The 25,870-nt window shown below is 70.9% G+C and carries 20 protein-coding genes and 1 pseudogene; 4 read left to right on the top strand and 17 right to left on the bottom strand.

The window, feature by feature from the left end; all coding sequences use genetic code 11:
* Window positions 1-121 precede the first annotated feature (121 nt).
* Window positions 122-778 (top strand): zf-HC2 domain-containing protein, encoded by a 657-nt coding sequence (locus AB0D59_RS03275; protein ID WP_362560122.1) that lies wholly within the window; start codon window positions 122-124, stop codon window positions 776-778.
* A 7-nt stretch (window positions 779-785) separates the two neighbouring features.
* Here AB0D59_RS03275 and AB0D59_RS03280 read toward each other — a convergent pair whose 3' ends face one another.
* Together AB0D59_RS03280 and AB0D59_RS03285 are read right to left on the bottom strand one after the other, a co-directional pair.
* Window positions 786-1,649, bottom strand: a complete 864-nt coding sequence (locus AB0D59_RS03280) for a DNA-formamidopyrimidine glycosylase family protein (protein ID WP_362560124.1) — start codon at window positions 1,647-1,649, stop codon at window positions 786-788.
* Between the two features lie 31 nt (window positions 1,650-1,680).
* Window positions 1,681-3,771, bottom strand: coding sequence for a SpoIIE family protein phosphatase (locus tag AB0D59_RS03285; RefSeq protein WP_362560127.1), 2,091 nt, complete (start codon window positions 3,769-3,771; stop codon window positions 1,681-1,683).
* A 158-nt stretch (window positions 3,772-3,929) separates the two neighbouring features.
* Here AB0D59_RS03285 and AB0D59_RS03290 point away from each other — a divergent pair, with 158 nt between their 5' ends.
* Entirely contained in the window at window positions 3,930-5,351 is a 1,422-nt protein-coding gene (locus AB0D59_RS03290; protein ID WP_362560130.1) for a lipase maturation factor family protein, read from the top strand.
* 57 nt (window positions 5,352-5,408) lie between these two features.
* Here AB0D59_RS03290 and AB0D59_RS03295 read toward each other — a convergent pair whose 3' ends face one another.
* The 8 genes from AB0D59_RS03295 to AB0D59_RS03330 are packed head-to-tail and all read right to left on the bottom strand — an operon-like array spanning window position 5,409 to window position 13,323.
* Window positions 5,409-6,239, bottom strand: a complete 831-nt coding sequence (locus AB0D59_RS03295; protein WP_362560133.1) for an amidohydrolase family protein — start codon at window positions 6,237-6,239, stop codon at window positions 5,409-5,411.
* Complete coding sequence (locus AB0D59_RS03300; RefSeq protein WP_362560136.1) at window positions 6,236-6,550, bottom strand: L-rhamnose mutarotase; 315 nt, start codon at window positions 6,548-6,550, stop codon at window positions 6,236-6,238. Before AB0D59_RS03300 ends, AB0D59_RS03295 begins: the two co-directional genes overlap by 4 nt.
* Window positions 6,547-7,533 (bottom strand): aldo/keto reductase, encoded by a 987-nt coding sequence (locus AB0D59_RS03305; RefSeq protein WP_362560139.1) that lies wholly within the window; start codon window positions 7,531-7,533, stop codon window positions 6,547-6,549. Before AB0D59_RS03305 ends, AB0D59_RS03300 begins: the two co-directional genes overlap by 4 nt.
* A complete protein-coding gene (locus AB0D59_RS03310) occupies window positions 7,530-8,285 on the bottom strand; it encodes an SDR family oxidoreductase (RefSeq protein ID WP_362560142.1) in 756 nt (251 codons plus the stop codon). The genes AB0D59_RS03305 and AB0D59_RS03310 overlap by 4 nt, the downstream gene beginning before the upstream one ends.
* Entirely contained in the window at window positions 8,282-9,655 is a 1,374-nt protein-coding gene (locus AB0D59_RS03315; protein ID WP_362560145.1) for an L-fuconate dehydratase, read from the bottom strand. The genes AB0D59_RS03310 and AB0D59_RS03315 overlap by 4 nt, the downstream gene beginning before the upstream one ends.
* Before the next feature lie 41 nt (window positions 9,656-9,696).
* Window positions 9,697-10,731 (bottom strand): ABC transporter permease, encoded by a 1,035-nt coding sequence (locus AB0D59_RS03320; RefSeq protein ID WP_362560148.1) that lies wholly within the window; start codon window positions 10,729-10,731, stop codon window positions 9,697-9,699.
* The gene (locus AB0D59_RS03325; protein ID WP_362560150.1) at window positions 10,724-12,256 is read right to left on the bottom strand and encodes a sugar ABC transporter ATP-binding protein; all 1,533 of its coding nucleotides are present in this window, start codon (window positions 12,254-12,256) and stop codon (window positions 10,724-10,726) included. The genes AB0D59_RS03320 and AB0D59_RS03325 overlap by 8 nt, the downstream gene beginning before the upstream one ends.
* The gene (locus tag AB0D59_RS03330; protein WP_362560153.1) at window positions 12,253-13,323 is read right to left on the bottom strand and encodes a sugar ABC transporter substrate-binding protein; all 1,071 of its coding nucleotides are present in this window, start codon (window positions 13,321-13,323) and stop codon (window positions 12,253-12,255) included. Before AB0D59_RS03330 ends, AB0D59_RS03325 begins: the two co-directional genes overlap by 4 nt.
* 178 nt (window positions 13,324-13,501) lie before the next feature.
* On the opposite strand from AB0D59_RS03330, the gene AB0D59_RS03335 reads away from it, so the two are divergent.
* Complete coding sequence (locus AB0D59_RS03335; protein WP_362560854.1) at window positions 13,502-14,203, top strand: FadR/GntR family transcriptional regulator; 702 nt, start codon at window positions 13,502-13,504, stop codon at window positions 14,201-14,203.
* Between the two features lie 99 nt (window positions 14,204-14,302).
* On the opposite strand, the gene AB0D59_RS03340 is transcribed toward AB0D59_RS03335, so the two are convergent.
* From AB0D59_RS03340 to AB0D59_RS03365, 6 genes and pseudogenes are all read right to left on the bottom strand, one after another.
* The gene (locus AB0D59_RS03340) at window positions 14,303-17,320 is read right to left on the bottom strand and encodes a glycoside hydrolase family 38 C-terminal domain-containing protein (protein ID WP_362560156.1); all 3,018 of its coding nucleotides are present in this window, start codon (window positions 17,318-17,320) and stop codon (window positions 14,303-14,305) included.
* 28 nt (window positions 17,321-17,348) lie between these two features.
* Window positions 17,349-17,579: pseudogene (locus AB0D59_RS03345) on the bottom strand (endo-beta-N-acetylglucosaminidase); the annotation flags it as partial.
* 128 nt (window positions 17,580-17,707) lie between these two features.
* Complete coding sequence (locus tag AB0D59_RS03350; RefSeq protein WP_362560158.1) at window positions 17,708-18,955, bottom strand: glycosyl hydrolase; 1,248 nt, start codon at window positions 18,953-18,955, stop codon at window positions 17,708-17,710.
* Between the two features lie 25 nt (window positions 18,956-18,980).
* Window positions 18,981-19,847 carry a carbohydrate ABC transporter permease gene (locus tag AB0D59_RS03355; protein ID WP_362560161.1) on the bottom strand — a complete coding sequence of 289 codons (867 nt, stop codon included), beginning with the start codon at window positions 19,845-19,847 and terminating at the stop codon, window positions 18,981-18,983.
* The gene (locus AB0D59_RS03360) at window positions 19,844-20,731 is read right to left on the bottom strand and encodes a sugar ABC transporter permease (RefSeq protein WP_362560163.1); all 888 of its coding nucleotides are present in this window, start codon (window positions 20,729-20,731) and stop codon (window positions 19,844-19,846) included. Before AB0D59_RS03360 ends, AB0D59_RS03355 begins: the two co-directional genes overlap by 4 nt.
* A 10-nt stretch (window positions 20,732-20,741) precedes the next feature.
* Window positions 20,742-22,034 (bottom strand): sugar ABC transporter substrate-binding protein, encoded by a 1,293-nt coding sequence (locus AB0D59_RS03365; RefSeq protein WP_362560166.1) that lies wholly within the window; start codon window positions 22,032-22,034, stop codon window positions 20,742-20,744.
* Between the two features lie 263 nt (window positions 22,035-22,297).
* Between AB0D59_RS03365 and AB0D59_RS03370 the strand changes: the two genes are divergently transcribed.
* Entirely contained in the window at window positions 22,298-23,308 is a 1,011-nt protein-coding gene (locus AB0D59_RS03370) for a LacI family DNA-binding transcriptional regulator (protein ID WP_362560855.1), read from the top strand.
* Between the two features lie 81 nt (window positions 23,309-23,389).
* On the opposite strand, the gene AB0D59_RS03375 is transcribed toward AB0D59_RS03370, so the two are convergent.
* Entirely contained in the window at window positions 23,390-25,765 is a 2,376-nt protein-coding gene (locus AB0D59_RS03375) for an alpha-L-fucosidase (protein WP_362560857.1), read from the bottom strand.
* Between the last annotated feature and the right edge of the window lie 105 nt (window positions 25,766-25,870).

The raw sequence follows: 25,870 nt of genomic DNA on the forward strand, positions 1-25,870 counted from the left end.
CTCCGAATCCGTTGATTACGATTCTGTACGTGCCTTGAGTGAAACAGCGGCCGACTGCGTACGGGTGGGAGCAAGGAGCAATGAGTAACCCCCACCCGCACTCACGGCACGAGGATTCGGCATGAGGTCCCTGGAAAGGCATCGCGACGTCGGCGCGTACGCGCTCGGCGTGCTGGACGAGGCGGAGGCCTTCCGCTTCGAGGACCATCTCATGGAGTGCCCGAGCTGCTCGGCACACGTGACCGAGTTCGGCCCGGCGGCACGGCAGTTGATGCTGTACCGCAGGGCCACGCCGCGCTTCGTGCACCCCATGGCCCAGCCCGGCCCCCGGCTGCTCGACCGGCTGCTCGCCGAGGTCGCGACCCGGCACCGGGCCAAGCGCCGCAGGCTGCTGTACGGGCTCGCCGCCTCGGTGGTGTTCGCGGTCGTCGGCCCCGGCATCGTGACGTACGCCGGCCATGACGCCCCGCCGGCCGTACAGGTCACCGCGGCCACCGACGCGCAGTCGGGCGTGTGGGCGCAGGTGAAGTCGGCGGACACGGACTCGGGCAGCATGATCGAGCTGCAGGTGAAGGACGCCGACGGGCCGCGCTCCTGTCGGCTGGTCGCGGTCGGCCGGGACGGCTCCGAGCAGATCGTGACCACCTGGGCCGAGCGGGACCACGACGACCGGGTGTCCACCATGACGGGCGGCTCCTCGATGCACCCCGACGAGATCGAGCGCTACGAGGTGCGCAACGCCGACGGGCAGCGCCTGGTCACCCTGGACCCCAGGTGACCGCCGGCTACTTGAGCAGCCGGGACATCCGGCGGTCCGCGAGCGGCTTGCCGCCCGTCTGGCAGGTCGGGCAGTACTGCAGCGAGGAGTCGCTGAAGGAGACCTCGCGGATGGTGTCGCCGCAGACCGGGCAGGGCTCGCCGGTCCGGCCGTGGACGCGCAGCCCGCTCTTCTTCTCCGACTTCAGCCGGCCCGCCGCCAGGCCGTGGGAGCGCTCCACCGCCTCGCTGAGGGTGGTGCGCAGCGCCTCGTACAGCCCGTGGACCTCCTCGGGCGTCAGGGACGCGGCCAGCTTGAACGGGGACATCCTCGCCGCGTGCAGGATCTCGTCACTGTAGGCGTTGCCCACCCCGGCGATCAGGCTCTGGTCGCGCAGGGCGCCCTTGAGCTGCCGCCGCTCGTCTCCCAGCAGGGCCGCGAGCCGGGCCTCGTCGAAGTCGGCGGCGAGCGGGTCCGGGCCGAGCCGCGCGATACCGGGCACCTCCCGCGGGTCACGGACGATGTACACGGCGAGCTTCTTCTGGGTGCCGGCCTCGGTGAGGTCGAAGCCCGCGCCGGTCTCCAGGGCCACGCGCAGGGCTAGCGGGCCCTTCCCGGGGTGGGGCGGACCGTCCGGCAGCCGGTCCTTCCAGTGGAGCCAGCCCGCCCGGGCCAGATGGGTGATGAAGCGCAGGCCGCTGTCGCCCTCGATGTCCAGGAACTTGCCGTGCCGGTGCACGGCGACGACCTCGCTGCCCTCGAAGGCGCCGACGGGCGGGTCGTACGTCTTCAGGACGCTGATGGCGACCGGCAGGACGCGCACGACCTCGTGGCCGACCAGGTTCTCGGTCAGGAAGTCCTTGAGTGCTTCGACCTCGGGCAGTTCGGGCATGCGTCCAGGGTGCCACCCGCGGCCCCCGGGGTCAGGTGGGCTCCGGCATCCGGAACTCGCACCAGACCGCCTTGCCGCCGCCGCGTGCCTCCACGCCCCACACGTCGGCGATCTCGTCGACCAGCAGCAGGCCCCGCCCGGACACCCCGTCCTCCCCCGCCTCGCGCCGGCGCGGCAGCGCGCTGGAGGAGTCCTCGACCTCGACGCGGAGCCGGCGGTCGCCGCCGCCGAGCACCCGGAGGGTGACGATCGCGGAGCCTTCGGTGTGCATCAGCGCGTTGGTGATCAGTTCGTCGGCGACCAGCTCGATCTCGTCGGCGCGGTCCCCGGCGCCCCAGGCCCGGACGGCGGCACGGATCATGTGCCTGGCCAGGGTGAGCGCCTCGGGGTCGCCGGAGGCCACATGCTGCTGGAGGCGGCCGACGGCCTGCGCGGCGTCCGGGCCGCGGCGGCGCAGCAGGAGCAGGGCCACGTCGTCGTCGCCGCCTCGCTTCTCGGCGATCTCGATCAGCCGGTCGGCGAGCCCCCGCACGTCCTCCGGCCCCTCGGTGACCTGCTGGATCAGGGACCGCATCCCGTCCCCCAGGTCGGTGCCCGGCTGCTCGACCAGCCCGTCGGTGCACAGCAGCAGCGTCTCGCCGGAGTCGAGCTCCAGGGTGGACACCGGGTATTCGAGGCTCCTGAACTCGGCGGACAGACCGAGCGGCAGCCCGCCCTCCACGGGGACCCGCCGGCAGCTTCCGTCGGCACCGCGGATCAGCGGGTCGATGTGCCCGGCGCGGACCACCTGGACGACGCCGGTGGACAGGTCGGCCTCGGCGTACAGGCAGGTGGCGAAGCGGTCGGTGTCGAGTTCGTCCAGGAAGACGGAGGCGCGGGCCATCACGGTGGCCGGGGCGTGGCCCTCGGCGGCGTAGGCGCGCAGCACGATCCGCAGCTGGCCCATGACGGCCGCCGCGTGCGTGTCGTGCCCCTGGACGTCCCCGATGACCGCGCCGACCCGGCCGCCGGGCAGCGGGATCAGGTCGTACCAGTCACCGCCGATGTCCCGGCCCAGAGTGCCGCCGGCGATCGGGGAGCGGTAGCGGACGGCGATGTCGGCGCCGCGCACGCTGGGGATGGTGCGCGGCAGCATCGCCTGCTGGAGTCCCTGGGCGAGGTCCTTCTCCTGCTCGTAGAGCATGGCCCGCTGCAGGCTCTGCGCGATGCTGCTGCCGAGGGCGACCAGGACGGCGCGTTCCTCGGTGGAGAAGCCGAGCCGGTCGTTGTAGAGCAGGCCCATGGCACCGATCGGGCGGGCCTGGGCGATCAGCGGGAGGTAGGCGGCCGAGGTGATGTGCAGCTCGGTGATGTGCGGCCACAGTACCGGGTACCCCTGGGCGAACTCCTCCGGTGACTCGATGAAGCACGGGCTGAGGGTCCGCACCACCTCGCCCATCGGATAGGGCTCCTCTATCCGGGTGATCCGGGTACCGGGCACGAAGCTGCCCGCCGGTCCCTCCGCGACCAGCCGGATCCGGCCGGCCTCGACCAGGCCCATCACCAGGCTGGTCGCGCCCAGGTTGGGGATGCCCTGGGTGTCCTTGAGGGCGTCGATGACGTCCTGGACGCTGCGGGCGTGCGCGAGGGCCGCGGTGACCACCTGGACGACGCCGGTCTGCTGGCGCAGCGCCTGGTCCTGGGCGGCCCGCAGGCTGCGCGCCTCGCTGTCCTCCAGCTCCTGGGTGGCGTCCCGGACCACGCCGACGACCCGGCGCGGGCGTCCGGTCTCGTCACGCCGGATGTAGCCCTGGGTGTGGGTCCAGCGCGGGGTGCCGTCGCGGCGGCGGATGCGGAAGTACGCCCCGTAGTTCTCGCTGCCGTCCTTGATGGCCTGGGCCACCACCGCGTCCAGCCGGCTCCCCTCCGCCAGGGGTACCCGGATGGCGAGGCTCTCGGGGTGCCCGTCGTACTCCTCGGGGGTCAGGTCGAACACCTCGTACGCCTGGGCGTCCATGTGGAACAGACCGGCGTCCAGGTCCCAGTCGAAGGTGCCCAAGCGGTTGAGCGCCAGGATCGGGTGGTCCGGGTGGGCGGGCCAGTCGTCCGGGAGAGGCGGAGCGCTCGCTCCCCGATCAGCCATGGGGCCACCTTGCCAGGGGAACCCGAACCGGGCAATTTCTCCCGTATTGCCCACTTCACCCGCTCGGGTTACGCGACCGGACGAACGCGGTACACAGGGTGACAGGCCCTTTCCCGTCACCGGGGCCGCAGGCCGGAGAGAGGCAGGAGCGCACGGCCGTGGACTGGTTCACCGCACACGAGTACTGGTGGAGCCGGCTGGTCTTCCAGCGGGCGCTGGCCGGTGTGTATCTCGTCGCGTTCCTGGTGGCGGCGCTCCAGTTCCGGGCCCTGCTGGGCGAGCGCGGGATGCTGCCGATCCCGAGGTTCGTCGACCGGGTGCCCTTCCGGCGGGCGCCGAGCCTCTTCCACCTGCACTACTCGGACCGCTTCTTCGCGGCCTGCGCCTGGGCGGGCTGTGCGGTGTCGGTGGCGCTGCTGGCCGGGCTGGACTCCCGGCTCCCGCTGTGGGCCGCGATGGTGCTGTGGCTGGTCCCCTGGGCCCTGTATCTCTCGATCGTCAACGTCGGCCAGACCTGGTACGCGTTCGGCTGGGAGTCGCTGCTCCTGGAGGTCGGTTTCCTCGCCGTCTTCCTCGGCAACGACGAGGTGGCCCCGCCGGTCGTCGTCCTGTTCCTGCTGCGCTGGATCCTGTTCCGGGTGGAGTTCGGGGCGGGTCTGATCAAGATGCGTGGGGACGCCTGCTGGCGCAAGCTGACCTGCCTCTACTACCACCACGAGACCCAGCCGATGCCGGGTCCGCTGAGCTGGTTCTTCCACCACCTCCCGAAGCCGGTGCACCGGGCGGAGGTGGCCGCTAACCATGTCACCCAGCTCGTGGTCCCCGTCCTGCTGTTCACTCCCCAGCCGATCGCGACGGCGGCCGCGTCCCTGATGATCCTCACCCAGCTGTGGCTGGTGGTCTCCGGCAACTTCTCCTGGCTGAACTGGATCACCATCGTGCTGGCCCTGTCGGCGCTGCGGCTGCCGGGCGGCCGCACCTCCGCGCCCGGCACCCCGCTCTGGTACGAGATCGTCGTCCTCGCCGTGGCCGCGCTGCTGCTCTTCCTGAGCTACCGCCCGGTGGTGAACATGGTCTCGCGCCGCCAGGTCATGAACCGCTCCTTCGACCCGCTGCACCTGGTCAACACCTACGGCGCGTTCGGCAGCGTCAGCCGGGTGCGGTACGAGGTGGTGGTCGAGGGCACGCTGGACGACGCGCCGCGCGAGGACTCGGACTGGCGGGAGTACGAGTTCAAGGGCAAGCCCGGCGATCCACGGTACTGGCCTCGCCAGTTCGCGCCCTACCACCTGCGCCTGGACTGGCTGATGTGGTTCGCCGCCCTCTCCCCCGCGTACGCCGGCGACTGGTTCGGCGGCCTGGTGGAGCGCCTCCTGGAGAACGACCGGGACACGCTACGGCTGCTGCGCCGCTCCCCCTTCCCGCCCGACCGGCCCCCGCGCTTCGTCCGCGCCCGCCTCTTCCGCTACCGCTACACCACTTGGCAGGAGCTGCGGGAGACGGGCGCGTGCTGGGAGCGGACGTATGTGCGGGAGTTCATGCCGCCGACGCGGTTGGCGGGGACCGTTCTGAGGCCGTAGCCGCGGATTGACGGCGACGGGCTCAGAGGCCGTGGACGCGAGCGGCGGGGACGGGGCTCAGAGGCCGTAGACGCGGGTGGCGGTGGTCTCGAAGACCCGGGTGCGTTCGTCGGGGCCGATCAACTGCGTTGCCGCGTCGAAGACTTCGGCGTACGTCCCGGCCAGGACGCACACCGGCCAGTCCGAGCCGAACATCAGGCGGTCCGGGCCGAAGGCGTCCAGGACCGTCTCGGCGTACGGACGGAGGTCGTCGACCGTCCAGGCGGCCGGGTCGGCCTCCGTGACCATGCCGGAGAGTTTGCACACGGTGTTGGGCAGGGCGGCGAGCGCGCGTACCGCGGTGGCCCAGGGGTCCAGGTCCCCGGAGGCGATCGGCGGCTTGCCCAGGTGGTCGAGTACGAAGGTGAGTTGGGGGTGGGAGTCGGCCGCCTTGACGGCGGCCGGAAGCTGGTGGGCCTGGACGACCAGGTCGTAGACGAGGCCCGCGTCGGCGATCGCGGCCAGGCCCCGGTGGACGTCCGGGCGCAGCAGCCACTCCGGGTCCGGTTCGCCCTGGACCTGGTGGCGGATGCCCTTCAGGTAGGCACCGCCGGGGAGTTCGCCGAGGCGGGCGAGTTCGTCGGCGATCGCCGGGTCGGTCAGGTCGGTCCAGCCGACGACTCCGGCGACCAGGTCGTGGGTGTCGGCGAGGGCCAGGAACTCGGGGGTCTCCTCCGGGACGGTGACCGTCTGGACGAGGACCGTGCGGGTGACACCGGCCGCCCGTGCCTCGGGTTCGAGATCCTCGACGGTGAAGTTCCTTCTGAGCGGCTGGAGTTCCGGTCCCGCGATCCAGTCCTGGTCCCGTACCGAGAGGTCCCAGAGGTGGTGGTGGGCGTCGACGGTCATGGCAGCTCCCATACGACGGGCAGGCCGGCGTCCGTGCCGGCCTCGGAGTAGTCGTGGACGACGTCGAGCAGCTCGGCCATCCGGGCCTGCCAGGCGATGTTGACCGGCAGCTTCTCCAGCTCGGCGAGGAGCGCGTCGTAGTCCGCGCAGTCCAGCACATGGAAGAGATGGGTACCGCTGCGCCAGATCGTCCAGGAGGTGGCGCCGGCCGCCCGGATGGCGTCGGTGAGTCCGACGGGGACCTGGCGGTGGGCGGCCTCGTACTCGGCGACACGGTCCGGGCGGACCCTGGTGTGCAGGGCGACTCTCATGACGGCTCCTCCGTCGGGAGCGGGGTGTCCGCGCGCAGGAGTCCGCTGTCGCGCAGTTCCTTCCAGAAGGCGGTGGGGACCGGGGTGGCGAACTGCTGTGCCCCGTCCTCGATCTCCGCCGCCGAGCGGGCACCGACCAGCACGCTCGCCACGGCCGGATGGGCACCGCAGAAGGCGAGGGCGGCCGCGCGGAGCGTGCTGCCGTGGTGCTCGGCGAGTGCCTTGAGGCGCAGGGCGCGGGCGAGCAACTCGTCGGAGACCTGAGCGTAGTTGTAGGTGGCGGCCGGCTTGGGGTCGGCCAGCAGGCCGGAGTTGAAGGCCCCGCCGATCACCACCGACGTACCGCGTTCCTCGGCGGCCGGGAGCAGATCGGCCAGGGCGCTCTGGTCGAGGAGGGTGTAGCGGCCGGCGCACAGCACCACGTCGATGTCGGTGTCGCGGACGAACCGGGTGAGCATGGCCGTCTGGTTCATGCCGGCGCCGATCGCACCGACGACCCCCTCGGAGCGGAGCTTCTCCAGGGCCGGGTAGCCCTCGTGGAAGGCCTGTTCGGCGTGGTCGTCGGGGTCGTGGAGGTAGACCACGTCGACCCGGTCGAGGCCGAGCCGCTCCAGGCTCGCCTCCAGGCTGCGGCGGATGCCGTCGGCGCTGAAGTCCCAGACCCGGCGGTAGGTGTTCGGCACGGCGAAGCCGTGGGCGAGGTCGTCGCCGTCTCCGGGTCCCGGCTCCAGGCGGCGGCCGACCTTGGTGGAGAGGGTGTAGGTGTCCCGGTCGTACCCCCGCAGCGCTTCGCCGAGCCGCCGTTCGGACAGGCCGAGGCCGTAGTGGGGTGCGGTGTCGAAGTAGCGGATGCCCTGCTGCCAGGCGGTGGTGACCGTGTCGTGGGCCTGCTGGTCGGGGACTTCGGTGTAGAGGTTGCCGATCACGGCGGCGCCGAGGCCCAGGGGGCCGACCCGGACGCCGCTTCGGCCGAGGGTGCTCACCGGCCCTCCGGGCGCAGCCTGAGGCCCTGCATGCCGCCGTCGACGGCGAGGGACGTGCCGGTGGTGGCGCCGGAGAGCGGGCTCGCCAAGTAGGCGATGGCGCCCGCGACCTCGGCGGCGGAGACCAGGCGACCGGAGGGCTGGCGGGCCGCCAGGGCGACCCGTTCGGCGGCCGGGTCGGGGGCCTTGTCGAGGAGGCGGCCGATCCACGGGGTGTCCGCCGTACCGGGGTTGACGCAGTTGACGCGGACGCCCTCGCGAAGGTGGTCGGCGGCCATGGCCAGGGTGAGCGAGTACACGGCGCCCTTGGTGGCGCTGTACAGGGCACGTTGCGGCAGTCCCGCGGTGGCGGCGATGGAGCAGGTGTTGACGATCGCCGCATGGTCCGAGCGGCGCAGGTGCGGAAGGGCCGCGCGGGCGGTGCGGACCATGCCGAGCACGTTGACGTCGAAGACGCGGCGCCATTCGTCGTCGTCGTTGTCCTCGACCGTGCCCTGGGCGCCGATGCCGGCGTTGTTGACCAGGACGTCGAGGCCGCCGAGGGAGTCCACCGCGCTCGCCACGGCCGCACGCACGGAGGCGTCGTCGGTGACGTCGGCCCGGAAGCCGAGCAGCGGCTTCTCGACGGCGGACGGGTCGAGGTCGAGGACGGCGACCTGGGCGCCGCGCTCGGCGAGGAGTTCGGCGGTGGCCCGGCCGATCCCGGAGGCCCCGCCGGTGACCAGTGCTTTCAGGCCCTCGAAGTCGGTCATGCCGCCTGTCCCTTCTGCGTCTGCGTGTGCGTCTGTGTCTGCGTCTGTGCGTCGGCGGCCCAGAAGGTGCCGCCCGGATAGGTGTACTCCGCGATGGACTCCGGTCGCATGGCGGCGGAGAAGCCCGGTGCGGTGGGTGCCGTGTAGTGACCCTCCCGGATCACCACCGGGTCGCGGAAGTGGTCGTGCAGATGATCGACGTATTCGATGACCCGGTCGTCGGTGGTCCCGGCGACCGCGAGGTAGTCGAACATCGAGAGGTGCTGGACGAGTTCGCACAGTCCGACGCCGCCCGCGTGCGGGCAGACGGGGACGCCGAACTTGGCGGCGAGCAGCAGGATGGCGAGGTTCTCGTTGACGCCGGCGACCCGGGCCGCGTCGATCTGGACGATGTCGAGGGCGCCGGCCTGGAGCAGCTGCTTGAAGACGATCCGGTTCTGCACGTGTTCGCCGGTGGCGACCTTGACCGGGGTCACCGCCCGGCGGACGGCGGCATGGCCGAGGATGTCGTCGGGGCTGGTGGGCTCCTCGATCCAGTAGGGGTCGAACTCGGCGAGGGCCTTGGTCCAGCGGATCGCCTCGTCGACGTTCCAGCGCTGGTTGGCGTCGATGGCCATGCGGATGTCGGGGCCGACGACCGAGCGGGCGACCCGGCAGCGCCGGATGTCGTCCTCCAGGTCGGCGCCGACCTTCAGCTTGATCTGCCGGAAGCCGTCGGCGACCGCCTGGGCGGCGAGCCGGGTGAGCTTCTCGTCGTCGTAACCGAGCCAGCCGGCGGAGGTGGTGTAGGCGGGGAAGCCGCGCTCCAGCAGCCGGGCCCGGCGCTCGTCGGCGCCTTCGCGGGCGCGCCGGAGGATACCGAGGGCCTCCTCGGGGGTGAGGGCGTCGGTGAGGTAGCGGAAGTCGATCTGCCGGACGATCCACTCGGGTTCGGCGTCGGCGAGCAACTGCCACAGCGGCTTGCCGGCCCGGCGCGCGGCCAGGTCCCACACGGCGTTGACCACCGCCCCGATCGCCATGTGCATCACGCCCTTCTCGGGGCCGAGCCAGCGCAGCTGGCTGTCGCCGATCAGGTCCTGGTAGAGGGTTGCGGGGTCGTCGCAGATCTCGTCGACCGGGCGGCCGAGCACATGGTTCCGCAGCGCGTCGATCGCGGCGACCTGGACGTCGTTGCCCCGCCCGATGGTGAACGTGAACCCGTGTCCCTCGTGCCCGTCGGCCGCGTCGGTGCGCAGCACGACATAGGCCGCCGAGTAGTCGGGGTCCGGGTTCATCGCGTCGGAGCCGTCCAGCTCGCGCGAGGTGGGGAAGCGGATGTCGTAGGTGTCGACCGCGGTGACGCGAGCGCAGGGGCCGGGGCTCGGGGACACGGATTGCCTTTCCGTCAGGGGGAGTTCGGGACGCGGGTCGATCAGTCCTGGGCCCGTCCCGTGGTGACACGGGCGATCATGAGGGCGACGAGGATGATGCCGCCGTAGATGGCCTGGATCCAGAACGAGGGGACCTGCGCCAGGGTGAGCAGGTTCTGGACGACACCCAGGAGGAGTACGCCGGTCAGGGCGCCGAACATGGTGCCCTTGCCGCCGTCCAGGCTGATGCCCCCGATCACCGCCGCCGCCATCACCGTGAAGATCATGTTGTTGCCCTGGTTGGCGCTGATGGCGCCGACATAGCCGGTCTGCATGATCCCGCCGACGGAGGCGAGGACTCCCGCGACGACGGAGACGCCCAGCACCACCCGGTCGACGCGGATACCGGCCGCGCGGGCCGCCTCCGCGTTGCCGCCGATCGCGTACAGGGCGCGGCCGACCCGGTGGTACTTGAGGATCAGTCCGGCCACGCCGAAGGCGACCGCGGCCAGCCACACCGACAGCGGGACCCGCAGGAAGGTGGAGGTGGCCAGGGAGAAGAACGCGTCGGGCATGCCGAACAGCGTCTTGCCCTTGGTGGCGCCGACGAGCAGCCCGCGCAGGACGATCAGCATCGCGAGGGTGACGATGAAGGCGTTGAGCTTGAACTTCACCACCAGGACGCCGTTGAAGGCGCCGATGACCCCGCCGACGACGAGGACGGCGACCAGGGCGAGCCCGGCCGGCCACCCGGTGCCCCAGCCGGACTCCGCGGTGGGCAGCACCAGCAGGGCGCCGACGGCGGGGGCGATGCCGACCACCGACTCCAGGGAGAGGTCGATCTTGCCGGTGATCAGGATCAGCGACTCGGCGAGGACCACCATCGCCAGGGCCGCCGAGGCGCCCAGGATGGAGATCAGGTTCCGTTCGGTGAGGAACGAGTCGTTGACGATCGCACCGAGCACCAGCAGCACCAACAGCGCGGGTACGAGGGCGAGTTCACGGACCCTGCGGAGCAGCACGGTCTTGGCGGCACGGGCGTCGGGGACGCGCACGGGGCCGGCGGTCGAGGCCGACGGGGCCTTCGTGTCAGCCATGGTCCACTCCTTCGGCCGGGGAGCCAGCTCCTGGGGGCATGGAGTCCACTCCTTCTATGGAGGCGATCAGCTCATGGTCGCGCCAGCCCGCCGGGTGCTCGGCGACGACGCGGCCGTGGAAGAGGACGAGGACGCGGTCACAGCGGCGCAGGTCGTCGAGTTCGTCGGAGACGACCAGTACGGCGGTGCCGTCCTCGCGGGCGTTGTCCATGCGGGCGAGCAGCGACTCCTTGGACTTCACGTCGACGCCCGCGGTGGGGTTGATCAGGACGAGCAGCCGGGGTTCGGAGGCCAGGGCGCGGGCCATGACGACCTTCTGCGCATTGCCGCCGGACAGGTCGGAGACGGGCTGCTCGGGTCCCTCGGCGTGGATGTCGAGGCGCTCGATCAGCTCGTCGGCGAAGCGGCGCCTGCGATCGCCGGCGATGAAACCGAAGCGGCCGAGCCGGTCGAGGACGCTCATGGTGGCGTTGTCGCCGATGCTCATGCCGAAGACCAGTCCCTGGCCGTGCCGGTCGCGCGGCACGCAGCCGACGCCGGCTTTGAGGGCGGCCTGCACATCGCCGAACGGCAGCCGCCGGCCGTCGAGTCGGGCGGCTCCCCCGGTCGGGGTGTACAGCCCGGCGAAGGTCTCCGCCAGCTCGATCTTGCCGCTGCCGCTGGATCCGGCGACCCCGACGACCTCGCCCCGGCGCACGGTGAGGTCGATGTCCTGGTACGACGGTGAGGTCAGCCCCCGCGCGTCCAGCACGACGGGGGACTCGTCCGCCACCGCCTCGCGGCTGTGGTCCTGCTCGGCGATCGACTCCCCCGCCATGGCCTCCACCAGGGCCCGGCGCGGGAGTTCGGCGACGGACGCGGTGGTGATCCAGCGGGCGTCACGGAGCACCGTGACGGTCTGGCAGACCTCGTACACCTCCTGGAGGTGGTGCGAGATGAACAGGAAGGTCACGCCCGAGTCCTGGAGCGCCCGCATCCGGCTGAACAGCCGCTCGATCTCGCGGTTGTCGAGCTGGGCGGTCGGCTCGTCGAGCACGATGAACCGCGCGCCGAAGCTCAACGCCCGGGCGATCTCCACCATTTGACGGTCCTCGACCTTGAGGTCGGCGGTGCGCGCCTCGGGGTCGATATGGACGTCCCAGGTGTCGAGCAGGGCGGCCGCCTCGCTCCGCAGCCGCCGCCAGCTGATCAGACCCCGGTGCAGCGGCTGCCGGTTGATGAACAGGTTCTCGGCGACCGTCAGCTCCGGTACGACCGTGGGCTTCTGGTAGACGCAGGCGACCTTGCTCCGCCAGGCGTCCCGGTCGGCGAGCGGGGGCGCGGGCTCGCCGTCGAAGCGGACCGTGCCCTCGTCCGGGGCCTGGAGGCCGGTGAGGACGCTGACCAGAGTGGACTTGCCGGCGCCGTTGCGGCCGACGAGGGCGTGGGACTCGCCGGGCAGCACGGTGAGTTGGCCGTCGGCGAGGGCGACGGTGGGGCCGTACCGCTTGGCGATGTCCCGGGCCTCAACAAGTGGCGTGCTCATTTGACCGTGTTGCCCCACAGCTTCGGGTCGTCGACGTTGTCCTTGGTGACGAGCGGCGCGGGCAGCTGGTCCTCCAGGATGCCGCTGGGCAGCTTGACGATCGTGGAGTCGTGGTCGGTCGGACCGGGCTTGAACGTCTTCCCCTCCATCGCCGCCTTGATGTAGTACATGCCGTACTTGGCGTAGGCGTCGGCGGGCTGGGAGACGGTGGCGTCGATCTCGCCCTTGCGGATGGCGTCGAACTCCTGCGGGATGCCGTCGTTGGAGACGATCGCTATGTGCCCGCTCTGCCCGGCCGTCTTGAGCATGCCCTTGGACTTCAGGGTCTGCAGGGTCGGGGCGAGATAGACACCGCCGGCCTGCATGTAGATGCCCTTGATGTCGGGGTTGGCGTTGAGGAGCGTGTCCAGCTTGGACGCGGCCGTGTCGGACTCCCACTTGGCGGGGATCTCCAGCACCTTGAGCTTCGGGTACTTCTTCTTCACGCAGTCCCGGAACGCCTCGGAGCGGTCCCGGCCGTTGACCGAGGCCAGGTCGCCCATGATCTGCACGACCTTGCCGCTGGTGACGTGCCGGCCGAGGTAGTCGCAGGCCTTGGTGCCGTAGGCGACGTTGTCGGCGCGCACCACCATGGCGACCTTGCCCTTGTCGGGCGCCACGTCCACGGCGACCACCGGCACGCCCTTGCGCTCGGCCTGGTCGAGACCCGCCTCGATGGCAGCACTGTCCAGCGGGGCGACGACCAGCCCCTTCACACCCTGGTTCAACTCGTTGTTGATGTCGGTGATCTGCTGGGAGGGGTCGCTGTTGGAGTTGACCGTCTTCAGCGCCTCGACACCCTCGGACTTCGCCATCTTGGGTACGTAGTCGTTGTACGACTGCCAGAACGGCGAGGTCAGCAGGGGCAGGATCACCCCGACCTTGCCGGTGCCGCCGCCTCCGGCGCTGCCGCTGCCGGTGTCCTTCGTACTGCCGCATGCGGCGAGCGCGAGCGAGGCGCCGACGGCCACGGCCGTCGCGCCGATGATCCGGTACCTGTTCCGCTTCCCCAGTGTTCTGCCGGGCATCTGGCAGCTCCTCATCGAGCGTGTTCGAGCAGATGTCCGCATACTTATCAGACCACTCGGTGCCGTCAACACCCTGCGGACGCGTTTTTTCGGCGAAACGAGCCGTAGTGGTCGGACCACATCGCTGGTTAGACTGCGGCGCACCGGCGAACGGAGGAGCGGTGTGGACGAGAGCGGTGTGGACGGGCCAGCCCCGCAGAAGGGCACGGTGACGCAACGCGCCATCGAGCGGATCAAGGCGATGATCGGGGAGGGCCGCCTGGAGCCGGGCCAGCGGCTGCCGACAGAACGGGATCTCGCCGCGCAACTGGGCATGTCCCGCAGCTCCATGCGCGAGGCGATCCGCGCGCTGACGGTCCTGGGCGTCCTGGAGGCCCGGCACGGCTCCGGCATCTACGTCACCCAGCTGGAGGCGGGTGACCTGCTGGAGACGTTCGGGGTGGTCGCCGATCTGTCCCGCGGGCCGCAGCTGGTGGAGTTGCTGGAGGTGCGGCGGGTCCTGGAGTCGACGGCGACGGCGCTGGCCGCCGCGCGGATCACGGCCGATCAACTGGCCGAGGTCGAGAAGCACTTGACGGCGATGAACGCCACGGACGACCCGGAGGAGATCCTCGCCCACGACCTCGCGTTCCACCGGGTGATCGCCGGCGCCGCCGGGAACGACACGATGGCCGCGATCCTGGAGGGACTGTCGTCGCGGACGTTCCGGGCCCGGGTGTGGAGGGGGTTCCAGGAGGAGGGGGCGTTCGCGCGGACACGCCGGGAGCACGCGGCGATCCACCGGGCCCTCGTCGCCCGGGATCCGGAGGCGGCGAGGGCTGCGGCGGCTTCGCATGTGGGTGAGGTGGAGGAGTGGCTGCGGGCGCAGCTGCGGGGGTGAGCCGAGGGTTTTCGGCTGCGGGTGCGCCGTGTCTGTTCGCACCCACGCGGCGGTAGCCGCATAGCGGTACAGCCCCGCGCCCCTTTCGGGCGCTCCGGCTCAGGTCCTTTTGAAGCGCAAGGTCATCAGCTCGAATGGGCGCAGTCGTACCGTCAGGCCGTCACCGTCCCGATCTGGAATCGGCGAGTCCAAAGGCCGCTCCAGCAAGTCCGCAACCTCGACCCCCGCGACCTCGAATCCCGTCGTCAGCCTCGCGCGGGCCCGGCCCCCCTGCGCCTCGTGGAACCGCACCACCACGTCCCCGCTGCCGTCGTCCGCCAGCTTCACCGCCGTGACGACGACCGCGTCGTTGTCGACCGTGACCAGCGGAGCCACCTCCCGCGCACCCGTCACCCGGCGCTCCGGCAGGTTGATCCGCCACCCCTCCCGCACCGCGTCCGCGATCCCCGCGCCCGGTACCAGCGCGTGCCGGAAGCGGTGGATGCCCTGGTCGGTCTCGGGGTCCGGGAAACGCGGAGCGCGCAGCAGGGAGACCCGGACCGTGGTCGTCGTGCCCCGGTCGCCGTCCGTGCGGACCGCGCGGGTCACGTCGTGGCCGTACGTCGAGTCGTTGACGATCGCCACGCCCCAACCCGGCTCGTCCAGATGGATGAAGCGGTGGTTGCAGGCCTCGAACTTCGCCGCCTCCCACGAGGTGTTGGTGTGGGTCGGACGGTGGAAGTGGCCGAACTGGGTCTCCGACGCATAGCGTTCGGCGTGCAGGTCCAACGGGAAGGCCAGCTTCAGGAACTTCTCCGTCTCGTGCCAGTCCACCTCCGTGTCGATCAGCAGCCGACGCTCGCCCGGCGGCAGCGACAGCACCTGGGTGACGCGGGAGGACCCGAAGGACCGTGCGATCCGGACCGAACGGCCGTCCTCGCCGACCGTCAGCCCGTCGGTGTCGGTGAGGTCCGTGACCGCGTTGCGGTAGAAGGCGTCGACGTCCCAGGCGTCCCACATGTTGGGGAAGTCCGGGTGGAGTTGGAGCAGGTTGGCGGCCGCACCGGGGGCGATGGTCTCCCGGTCGGCGGCGAGGTCGTACGCGGACACGACCAGGCCCCGGGCGTCGATCTCGATCCGCAGCAGGCCGTTGGAGAGGATCCGGCCGCCCTCGGGCCGCTCCGACACCGTCACCTCCTCGAGCCGTTCCTCCTCGCCCGCGCCCCCGGCGGGGATGCCATGGCGACTGTGCGGCGCCGCGTTGAACAGGAGGGGCCGGTCGCCCTCCCCCACCAGGGCCCGCTGGGCCGCTTCGATGATCCCGTCGAGTTCGGCGGCGATCCGCTGATAGGTCGCCCGGGCCTCGCGGTGCACCCAGGCGATCGACGAACCGGGCAGGATGTCGTGGAACTGGTGGAGCAGGACCGTCTTCCAGACCCGGTCCAACTCCTCGTAGGGGTACGGGAATCCGGTCCGTACGGCGGCCGTCGTCGCCCACAGCTCGGCCTCCCTCAGGAGGTGTTCGCTGCGCCGGTTGCCCTGTTTGGTCCTGGCCTGGCTGGTGAGGGTGGCGCGGTGGAGTTCGAGATACAGCTCGCCCACCCAGACGGGCGGGTCCGGGTACTCGGCCTCCGCCTTCTTGAAGAACTCCGCCGGTGTCTCCCAGACGACCGCCGGCGAGCCCTCCAGGTCCCGTACCCGGGCCGCCTTCGCCACCATCTCCCGGGTCGTGCCCCCGCCGCCGTCACCCCAGCCGGTCGGCGCGAGGGAGTGCCGGGCCCGGCCCTTGTCCTTGAAGTTGCGGGTGGCGTGGGCGAGTTCGCTGCCCTTCATGGAGCAGTTGTAGGTGTCGACAGGCGGGAAATGGGTGAAGATCCGGGTGCCGTCGATGCCCTCCCACTGGAAGGTGTGGTGCGGGAACCTGTTCGTCTGGGACCAGGAGATCTTCTGGGTGAGGAGGCGGGTGGAGCCCGCCGCCCTGATGATCTGCGGAAGCCCGGCGGCGAAGCCGAAGGTGTCCGGCAGCCACGCCTCGTCGTTCTCGATCCCGAACTCGTCGAGGAAGAACCGCTTCCCGTGCACGAACTGACGGGCCATCGCCTCCGACCCCGGCATGTTGGTGTCCGACTCCACCCACATCCCGCCGGCCGGCACGAACCTGCCGTCCGCGACCGCCTTCTTCACCCGCGCCCACACCTCGGGCCGGTGCTCCTTGACCCACGCCCACTGCTGGGCCTGGGACATGGCGAACACGAAGTCGGGTTCGTCCTCGATGAGGGCGGTCATGTTGGCGGTCGTACGGGCCACCTTGCGGACCGTCTCGCGCAACGGCCACAGCCACGCCGAGTCGATGTGCGCGTGTCCGACGGCGCTGATCCGGTGTGCGGAGGGGACGGCGGGGACGGACAGCACCTCGGTGAGCCGTGCACGCGCCTGCTCCGCCGTGCCGTTGACGTCCTGGAGGTCGATCGCGTCCAGGGCCCGCTCGACCGCGCGCAGGATCTCCCAGCGGCGTTGCGCGTCCGCCGGCAGCTCGGCCATCAGCTCGCCGAGCACCTCCAGGTCGAGCACCAGCTGCCACACGGTCTCGTCGAAGACGGCGAGGTCCATCCGGGCGAGCGTGTACTGCGGCTCCTGCCCGGCGGTGTCCTTGTCGCCCAGCCGGGTGGGCCGGAAGGGGTGGTAGTCGAGGATGACGGGGTTGGAGGCGGCCTCGACGTGCAGTCGTACCTGCTCGCCACCCGCCACCGGGGCGCCGATCCGGACCCACTGGTTGCGCGGGTTGAGGCCCTTCACGGGGGTGCCGTCGGGCCGGTAGACCAGGCCCTCGCACTGGAAGCCGGGCATGTTCTCGTCGAATCCGAGGTCGAGCAGGGCCTCCACGGTCCGCCCGGCCCACTCCTCGGGGACGGTTCCGGTCACCCGGAACCAGCTGGTGCCCCACGGAGCACCCCACCGGGCGCCCACCTCGATCGGCCCGGGCTCGGCGGCGAGCCCTTCGGCGACGGGCACGGGCTCGCCGGGCGCGTGCCAGACGGCAACGTCGAGCGGCACGGACTCGGGGTACACGGCGGGGCGGATGCGCTCGTCGAGGACGCGCCTGAGGCGGGCTTCCACCAAGCTGCGGTCGTCATGCATGTGGGGTGCTCCGTTTGTTCGTTACCGGTTACCAGGTGTGCGTGACGGTCACGGGATCCGACGAGGTGTACAGCTCCCCTACGGCGCGCACTTCGAACCGTGCCGCCGCCTCGCCCTGCTCCGGCTGGAGCCCGGTCAGGTAACAGGCCCGCTGTCCGGTGGCGCCGAGGAAGCGCCGGGTGCCGTCGGGGAGCAGCCGGTGCAGGGTGTGGTGCCGTACGCCCCCGGGCGCCGTGCTCCAGGCGAAGCGGAGGGAACCGGAGTCCGGGTCCCAGTAGGAGGCGTACGGCGGGGTGACGGCCGCCGCCTCGGTCGCTGCCGTCGCCGGCAGTGAGCGGGCCAGGGCCGCCGCGGTGGCGGCGATCAGGACGGTATGTCTGCTCGGGTTCACGAGCGGGTGCCTCCTGGTGGGGTGGGGAGTACCTGACCGGGAGTGACGACCTCGGTGATGCCGCGCGCGGCCAGATGGTCCTGGTCGTCCGCGCGGGTGTCGAGGACGGTGGTGGGACGGACGCCGTCGGAGACGAGCCGGAACCAGGCGTCGAAGACGGGCCCGCCGGGAGCGCACCGGGAGCGCCGGGCCGGGTCGGAGGGCACGACGAGCGCCGTGTCGCGTGCCCTCGCCACCCGGGGCTCGGCCGCCGCGAGCACATGCGCGAGGTCCTTGGGCTTGCGGTCGTTGGTGAACAGGCCGAGCCCGTATTCGAGTTCGGGGAAGTCGGCGAGGCTCCGGCTGACGTCGTGCGAGCACCACCAGGTGACGCCCCACAGATCGGGGCAGTCCAGCACGGCGGTGAGGGTCGCCTCGGTGAACGCGGCCGCGTGCTCGGCGGGGATCAGCGGCGCGGGCGCGCCCACTTCCTGGAGCCATACGGGCCGGTGCGGATCCTCGGCCCAGGCCTTGCTCAGTTCCACCAGGTACGCGGCGTGCTGCTCGGTCTGCGGGGCGGTGCGGCCGTGGCGCTGGGCGGTGCCGTTGAACACCCAGGAGTGCACGGCGGTGAGGTCGCCGAGGCGGGCCGAGTGGGCGGGGGTGAAGGGCTGGTCGTCCTGGTACCAGGCGGCGTCGTAGGAGGCGTGCAGATGGAGCCTGCCGGGGGCGCCCTCGGCACAGGCGGCAAGGAGGCGTGCCAGCCAGCGCTCCGCCTCCTCCTCGGTGGCCCGGTCCGGATCCGGATGCGGGCCGGCGGCGAACTGGTTGACCTCGTTGCCGATCGTCATCCCGATGAAGTTGGGCCGGTCCGCGAGCGCCGCGGCCAGGGTGCGGAGATAGGCGGCCTCCCCCGCCACGACCTCCGGGTCGGTGAAGAGGTTGCGCCGGTGCCAGGTCCGGGTCCAGGCCGGCAGGAAGTCGAAGCTGCTCAGGTGGCCCTGCAGACCGTCCACGTTGACGTCGAGACCGCGTTCGGCGGCCGCGTCGGCGAGGGCGACGAGCTGCTCGACCGCGCGGGGCCGGATCAGGGTGCGGTCGGGCTGGAAATAGGGCCACAGCGGAAAGACCCGGATGTGGTCGAGCCCCAGAGCGGCGATCGAGTCGAGGTCGGCGCGTACGGAGTCCAGGTCGAAGTCGAGCCAGTGGTGGAACCACCCTTCGCTGGGGGTGTAGTTGACGCCGAAGCGCACGGCCGGAGGCATGCGGTCTCCTTGCGGGAACGGGGGTTCAGCCTTTGACGGCGCCTTCGCCGACCCCGCGGAAGAAGTACCGCTGGAGGCAGGCGAACAGGGCGATGAGCGGGGCCACGGCGATCACGGTGCCGGCGGCGACGAGGCGTTCGTCGTTGGCGAAGGTGCCGTGCAGGTAGTTGAGGCCGATGGTGAGCGTGAACCTGGACGGGTCGCTGAGCACGATCAGCGGCCAGAGGAAGTCGTCCCAGGCGCCCATGAAGGCGAAGATCGCGACGACGGCGACGGTGCCCTTGACCGACGGCAGGGCGATCCGCAGGAACCGCTGCCAGACGTCGGCGCCGTCGACGTAGGCCGCCTCCTCGATCTCGTAGGGCAGGTTGAGGAAGGCGTTGCGCATCAGCAGCACGTTCATGGCGCCGATGGAGCCGGGCAGCACGACGCCGATCAGGGTGTTGTTGAGGCCGAGTTCCCGCATGGTGGTGAACTGGGCGATGATGATCCCCTCCACCGGCACGAGCATCGCGAGGATGAAGACGAGGGTGGCGATCCGGCGCCCTCGGTAGCGCAGCCGGGCGAGGGCGTATCCGGCGAGCGCCGAGCCGACGCAGTTGGTGACCACGCTCGCGCCTGCCACCTTCAGCGAGTTGAGGGCGTAGTCCCAGACGGGGATGGTGTCGGCGACCCGCTGGTAGTTGTGCAGGGTGGGATGCTCGGGCAGGAAGCTCGGGGGCGAGCTGAAGATGTCCTCGGTCGGCCCCTTGAGCGAGGTGGACAGCTGCCACAGGAACGGTCCGACGGTGACCGCCAGCACGAGCAGCAGCAGGGCGTAGCGCAGGACCAGCTCGCCGATCCGGATGCGGCGCCCGTGCTCGTCGGTGAAGCGTGCCCGGGGGGCGCTCATGGGCGGTCCCTCCGGTCGGCGCGCAGCACCAGGAGCATCAGCGCGACGGTGACGACGAAGACCACGACGGAGAGCGCCGAGGCGTAGCCGACGCGGCCGGTCAGTCCGGTGCCGGTGCGCTGGACGAGCATCACGAGGGTGGTGTCCTCGCCGGCCGGGCCGCCCCTCGGGCCCGCCATCAGGTACACCTCGGAGAACACCTTGAAGGCGGCGACCGAGGAGAGCGCGGCCACCAGCACCATCGTGGAGCGTACGGCGGGCACGGTGACGGAGAGGAAGCGGCGCACCGCCCCCGCGCCGTCCACGGCGGCGGCCTCGTGCAGCTCGCGCGGGACGTTGGCGAGCGCCGCCAGATAGATGATCATGTAGTAGCCGAGGCCCTTCCAGACCGTGACCGCCATCGCGCTCAGCAGGAGCAGCCACTGGTCGCTGAGAAAGCCGATCCGGCCGATCCCGACCGTCTCCAGCAGGGAGTTGACCAGGCCGCGTTCGTCGAGCAGCCAGACCCAGATGAGCCCGACCACGACGATGGAGGCGACGACCGGGGTGTAGAAGGCGGACCGGAAGAAGGTGATACCCGGGATGTTCTTCTGCACCAACAGCGCGAGCAGCAGCGGCAGGACGACGAGGGCGGGTACGACCACGACGATGTACAGGGTGCTGTTGCGCAGACCGGTCCAGAACATGTCGTCGTGGATCAGCTCACGGAAGTTGGCGAGACCCACGAACCGGCCGGGGATCAGGGTGCGGCGGTCGGTGAAGGAGTTGACCACCGTCGAGACGAACGGATAGAGCACGAAGGCGCCGATGACCAGCAGCCCGGGAGCGGCGAACAGCCACGGACTGGTGGGCAGTTGACGCCGCACACGGGACGCGCCGGCCATGCCTCGCCCCTCAGCCCTGCTGCTGGAGCAGCTGGTCGCAGGCCTTGACAGCGTTGTCCAGAGCCGCCTTGGGACTCTCCTTGCCCTGCAACGCCTTGGCGACCTCGTTGCCCAGCGCGGTCTTCATCTGGTCGCTGAACAGCACCGGCGTGTAATTGACCGCGTTCTTCAGCGACTTGGCGGCGGCGATCCGCACCCGGGTCTCGTCGGTGCCGTCCTCCTTGGTGAAGTACGGGTCGTCGAGGGAACCGGCGGTGCTCGGGAAGATGGCGACCTGCTTGGCGAAGGACATCTGGTTCTGCGCGTCGGTCACGAAGTGCGCGAAGGCGACGGCGGCCGGCGTGTGCTTGGTCTTCGAGTTGACCATCACACCCATCACGTACATGTTGACGTGCCCGGTGCTGGTGATCTGGTCGGTGATGCCGATGTTCCTGTACAGGTTCGGCGCCTGCTTCTTGAAGTTGGCGAGGTCGAGGGCGCTGCCGGGGTTCATGGCGACGGCCTCGGTGAGGAACTTCTTGCCGGACGACTCCGGGGTGGCGGTCAGCGCCTGCGGGTCCTGCGCCTTCGCGTCGTACAACTCCTTGTACTTGGTGAGCAGTTCGATCCCCTTGGCGTCGTTGAACGCGAACCCGGTGCCCGTCTTGTCCATCAGCTCGGCGCCGTAGCGACCGAAGTCCTCGATGGTGGGGACGTTGGCGAGGGTGGCCACCTTGCCGTTGCTCTGCTCGGCCATCTTCAGGGCGTCCGCGAAGAGTTCGTCGTACGTCTTCGGCGGCTGCGCGGGATCGAGTCCGGCCTCCTTGAACAGGGCCTTGTTGTAGAAGAGCGGCCCGGTGTTCAGGTACCAGGGGAAGGCGTACGTCCCGCTCATCCCCGGTATCCGATGGCTGGCCCAAGCCCCCGCCAGATACTCGGACTTGTACTTGCTCGCCGCCTTGTCGAGGTCGAGGGCGAGGCCCGCCTTGGCGAGCGGGGCGGCGAGGTCCGGGGAGACGTTGACGACGTCGGGCAGGGTGCCTCCGGCCGCGTCCGCGCTGATCTTGTCGGCGTAGCCCTCGGCGGGCTGGTCGATCCACTTCACGTGGGTGTCCGGGTACTTCTTCTCGAAGTCCGCGATCAGGCCCTCGAAGTACGGCTTGAAGTTCGCGCGCAGGTTCCAGGTCTGGAAGGTGATGTCGCCCTCGACCTTGCCCGAGGCGTCGGTGGAACCACCGCCGTCGTCCCCGGAACCGCAGGCGCTCAGCGGCAGGGCGAGGACGGCGGCAGCGGCGAGGGCGAGGGCTCTGCGGGAGATACGCATGGTCCGTTGCTCCTTTGCAGCGGGGGTGGTCGAAGGTGCCGCGCCAGACCTTGCACGCCGATTCCGCGACGAGTCAATGGATTCGGCACAGCTAAAGTCATTAGTGGCTCGAAGCCCCTGCTCAGCAAGGCGTTACAAGCGTATTGCGGTCGATCACTAATACGCTTTAGGGTGTTCGAACTCAAGCGCATTAGCGGATCACGGTCCCGACCGAATGAGGAAGTGAGTTGGCGGAGAAACGCGTCCCCGCGCGCCGGCCGACGATGAAGGACATCGCGCGCCGCTCCGGAGTCTCCGAGAGCGCGGTCTCCTTCGCGCTCAACGGCCGCCCCGGGGTCTCCGAGACGACCAGGGCCCGGGTGCACCGGGTCGCCGAGCAGCTCGGCTGGCGGCCCAGCACGGCCGCCCGCGCCCTGTCCGGCGAGGGCGCGGCCACGGTCGGCTTCGTCCTCGCCCGTCCCGCGCACTCCCTGGGCGTGGACTCCTTCTTCCTCCAACTGGTCTCCGGCATCCAGGAGGTGCTCGCCGAACGCCATCTCGGCCTGCTCTTCCAGATGGCGGAGGACGTGGCCGACGAGTGCGCGGTGTACCGCCGCTGGTGGGCGGAACACCGCGTCGACGGCATCCTGATGGTGGACCCGCGCGCCGACGACCCCCGCCCCGGCCTCCTCGACGAGCTCGGCCTGCCCGCGGTGGTGATCGGCGGCGCCCCCGACGAACGCCACCCCGGGCTGTCGACGGTCTGGGCGGACGACGCGGCCGCGATGGCGTCGGTGGTCGACGAGCTGACGGCACTGGGTCACCGCAGGATCGTGCACATCGCGGGCCTGCCGGGCCTCGCCCACACCCAGCGCCGGATCCGCACCCTGCGCACGGAGGCGGACGGCCGGGGGCTCTCCGAGGTCCGCTCGGTCACCACCGACTACTCCGACGCCGAGGGCGCGGCCGTCACCCGCCGCGTCCTGCGTGCGACCCCGCCCCCGACGGCCCTGATCTACGACAACGACGTGATGGCGGTGGCCGGGGTCGCGGCCGCCGCCGAACTCGGCTACTCGGTCCCGGACGACGTCTCCGTCGTCTCCTGGGAGGACTCGGCCCTGTGCCGCATGGTCAAGCCATGGCTGTCGGCGCTCTCCCGGGACAGCGCCGAGTTCGGCCGGGTGGCGGCCCACGAACTGACGGCCCTCCTGGACGGCGGCTCGGCCCGGGCCGTACGCGTGCCGGTGCCCCGACTGACGGTACGGGGCAGCACGGCACCCGCCGCCGACTACTAGGCGCGGGTGCCGTAGAGGCGCCGGTCTCGGTGGCGTGGGGCTGCCGTGACCCCGAGCAGCCGCGGCAGCCTCTTCCCTACCTCACCCGTGCCACTCCACCTTGAACACCCACGCGTGCCGGCCCGTCCGCCGGGCCGCCTCGGGCACGTCGATGACGAGCGACCCGTTGCTTACGGTCCAGGTCAGCGGCCGGTCGTGACCGAGCATGGTCACCTTGTCGCCGGCCCGGACCGGTACCGGTGCCTCGACGGTGAGCTTGGCGCCCGGCCGGGTCAGGGAGTGGATGTAGAAGGCCTCGTCCGGGCGGACGGTGAAGCGCAGGTCCTCGCCGAGCTGGGCCATGCGCGACCAGTAGGTGGTGCCGTAGACCGCCTCGCCGTTGACCGCGAGCCAGGCGCCCGTCTCCCGCAGCCGGGTCTGCATGATCTCCGGGATGGTGCCGTCGGCGCGGGGGCCGATGTCGAGCAGGAAGTTGCCGTTCTTGGAGACGATGTCGACCAGGCTGTGCACGACCTCCTCGGCGGTCATGTAGGCGTCGTCCGGGGTGGCCCGGTTGTAGCCGTAGCTGCGCGGGTCGAGGCCGCGGCTGGCCTCCCACTTGGCGACGACCGTGTCGGCGTACGTCGTGTACTCGGGCGTGGTGAAGTCGTGGAAGCCGATGCCGGAGCGGTCGTTGACGGTCACGTCGACGGGACGGGCCCGGTTCTTGGCGTGGTTGAAGTACTCGGCGAGGACGTGGACGCTGTCGTTCGCGCCGCCGATGTCGCACCAGATGATCTCCGGGTCGTAGCCGTGGATCAGCTCGAGCATCTGCGGGGCCTGGAAGTCCCTCACGTAGTCCTTGCCGGAGGTGTATCCGGTGTACGGCAGCGGGTCCAGTGTGTACGGGTTGCGCGGGGCGTGGCCCATCCAGGGGTCGTCGGGGTTGAACCACTCGGGCATGGAGAAGTAGAGGCCGCGGTGGAGTTCGGGCGCGTACCGACGGGACGCCTCGAACAGCTCCTTGACCAGGTCCCGTTTCGGGCCCATCTTGACGGCGTTGCGGTCGGAGACCTTGGTGTCCCACAGGGCGAAGCCCTCGTGGTGCTTGGAGGTCAGTACGTGGTACTGGGCACCGGCGTCCCGGAACAGCTCCACCCATGCCCGCGGGTCGAACTTCTCGGCGGTGAAGCGCGGGATGAAGTCGTCGTAGGCGAAGTCCTCGCCGTAGGTGTCCCGGTGGTAGGCGTAGGTCGGGTTGTTCGGGTCCTGCATCTGGTCCCAGTACCACTCGGCGTACTGCACCCCGACCGGCGCCCACGCGGGCACCGAGTAGACACCCCAGTGGATGAAGATGCCGAACTTGGCCTCGTTGAACCAGTAGGGCGCCTGATGACCGGCCAACGAGGTCTCGCTGGGCTGGTAGTCGGGTGTGCCGAGCGTCAACGTGCGTTTGGCGGCGGCGACCTGGGCTCCGTGTCCGCGCACGCTCACCGTGCCGTCGCGCTCGGTGCCCGGCGCGGTGCCGGTGCGGCTGCGGATACCGACGTGGACGCGCGCCTGTTCGCCGGGGTCGAGGCGGCGGATGCGGGCGGGCTCGACGGTACGGGCGCCGGGGACGTCGACGCGTACGGACACCGCGTCGCGGGCGAGGATCGCGACGGTGCCCGCGTTGACGACGGTGGCCTCCACGCTCTGGGCGCCGGTGGCGTCCAGCAGGGAACCGGTGGAGCGGGCGTCGCGCAGGGTCAGCGCCCGCCCCTGGGCGACGGGCTGGAGGGAGAGCGCGAAGACGTGCAGGGCGGTCTTGCCGGCCTCGGCCGGGTTGCCGACCGGGAGGGTGAGGGCGACGGCCTCGCGCTGCGGGTCGAACCACACCTCGGAGGTACCGATCCCGACGCTGTGCTGGTCCTTGCCGCCGTCCGGCTGGAGGCGGTACGGCGCCGCCAGCGGGCCGCCCACCGCGTACCAGTCGCCGCCGCTCAGGCCGGCGGTGGTGGTCGTGCCGTCGGTGTAGTGGACGGTGACCCGGCCGGAGGCGTTGCCGTAGCTGCCGGCGGTGAGGAAGACGGCGGACAGGTAATGGCCCTTGGGGAGGTCGACGCGCTGGCCGAGCGCGACAACGTTGTTCTTGGCGCCCGCCGTAGCGGCGGGGAAGTCGAAGGGGACACCGTCGACCTCGATACGGCCGGCCGGGAGTTCCTCGCCCGGGAACGTGTAGCCGGAGCCGTCGAAGTCACCGCCCCGGGCGTCGGCGGTGTCGATGCCGTCGTTGTCGTAGAGGGAGTCGAGCGGTACGGGGACCGGAGTGGGGACGGGGACCCATGACGACGCGGCACCCGCATCGGCCGACCCGGCGACGCCGGCCTCGGCAGGCTCGGCGGCCTGGGCCGGGGTCGTCGCGGCGAGCGGCAGGGCGGCCGCCGCGGCGACGCCTGCCGCGGCCCCCAGCACCTGGCGTCTTGGATAGGGAGACATGCTCATGCGCGGCTCCATTCATCGGATGTCTGATGATTGAGCGGGCCCAGAAGCCTGTCAATGGGGTGTGCACGTGCGAGAGTTGAGGAAGTGGTCGGATGACCT

The sequence above is a fragment of the Streptomyces sp. NPDC048417 genome, assembly GCF_040651615.1.
Taxonomy (GTDB): Bacteria; Actinomycetota; Actinomycetes; order Streptomycetales; family Streptomycetaceae; genus Streptomyces.

Coding starts and splice junctions, on each gene's coding strand:
- AB0D59_RS03365 (WP_362560166.1), bottom strand. CDS start 22,034: ATGCGTATCTCCCGCAGAGCCCTCGCCCTCGCCGCTGCCGCCGTCCTC.
- AB0D59_RS03375 (WP_362560857.1), bottom strand. CDS start 25,765: ATGTCTCCCTATCCAAGACGCCAGGTGCTGGGGGCCGCGGCAGGCGTC.
- AB0D59_RS03330 (WP_362560153.1), bottom strand. CDS start 13,323: ATGCCCGGCAGAACACTGGGGAAGCGGAACAGGTACCGGATCATCGGC.
- AB0D59_RS03370 (WP_362560855.1), top strand. CDS start 22,298: ATGAAGGACATCGCGCGCCGCTCCGGAGTCTCCGAGAGCGCGGTCTCC.
- AB0D59_RS03340 (WP_362560156.1), bottom strand. CDS start 17,320: ATGCATGACGACCGCAGCTTGGTGGAAGCCCGCCTCAGGCGCGTCCTC.
- AB0D59_RS03280 (WP_362560124.1), bottom strand. CDS start 1,649: ATGCCCGAACTGCCCGAGGTCGAAGCACTCAAGGACTTCCTGACCGAG.
- AB0D59_RS03310 (WP_362560142.1), bottom strand. CDS start 8,285: ATGACCGACTTCGAGGGCCTGAAAGCACTGGTCACCGGCGGGGCCTCC.
- AB0D59_RS03285 (WP_362560127.1), bottom strand. CDS start 3,771: ATGGCTGATCGGGGAGCGAGCGCTCCGCCTCTCCCGGACGACTGGCCC.
- AB0D59_RS03350 (WP_362560158.1), bottom strand. CDS start 18,955: ATGCCTCCGGCCGTGCGCTTCGGCGTCAACTACACCCCCAGCGAAGGG.
- AB0D59_RS03300 (WP_362560136.1), bottom strand. CDS start 6,550: ATGAGAGTCGCCCTGCACACCAGGGTCCGCCCGGACCGTGTCGCCGAG.
- AB0D59_RS03295 (WP_362560133.1), bottom strand. CDS start 6,239: ATGACCGTCGACGCCCACCACCACCTCTGGGACCTCTCGGTACGGGAC.
- AB0D59_RS03325 (WP_362560150.1), bottom strand. CDS start 12,256: ATGAGCACGCCACTTGTTGAGGCCCGGGACATCGCCAAGCGGTACGGC.
- AB0D59_RS03275 (WP_362560122.1), top strand. CDS start 122: ATGAGGTCCCTGGAAAGGCATCGCGACGTCGGCGCGTACGCGCTCGGC.
- AB0D59_RS03320 (WP_362560148.1), bottom strand. CDS start 10,731: ATGGCTGACACGAAGGCCCCGTCGGCCTCGACCGCCGGCCCCGTGCGC.
- AB0D59_RS03360 (WP_362560163.1), bottom strand. CDS start 20,731: ATGGCCGGCGCGTCCCGTGTGCGGCGTCAACTGCCCACCAGTCCGTGG.
- AB0D59_RS03355 (WP_362560161.1), bottom strand. CDS start 19,847: ATGAGCGCCCCCCGGGCACGCTTCACCGACGAGCACGGGCGCCGCATC.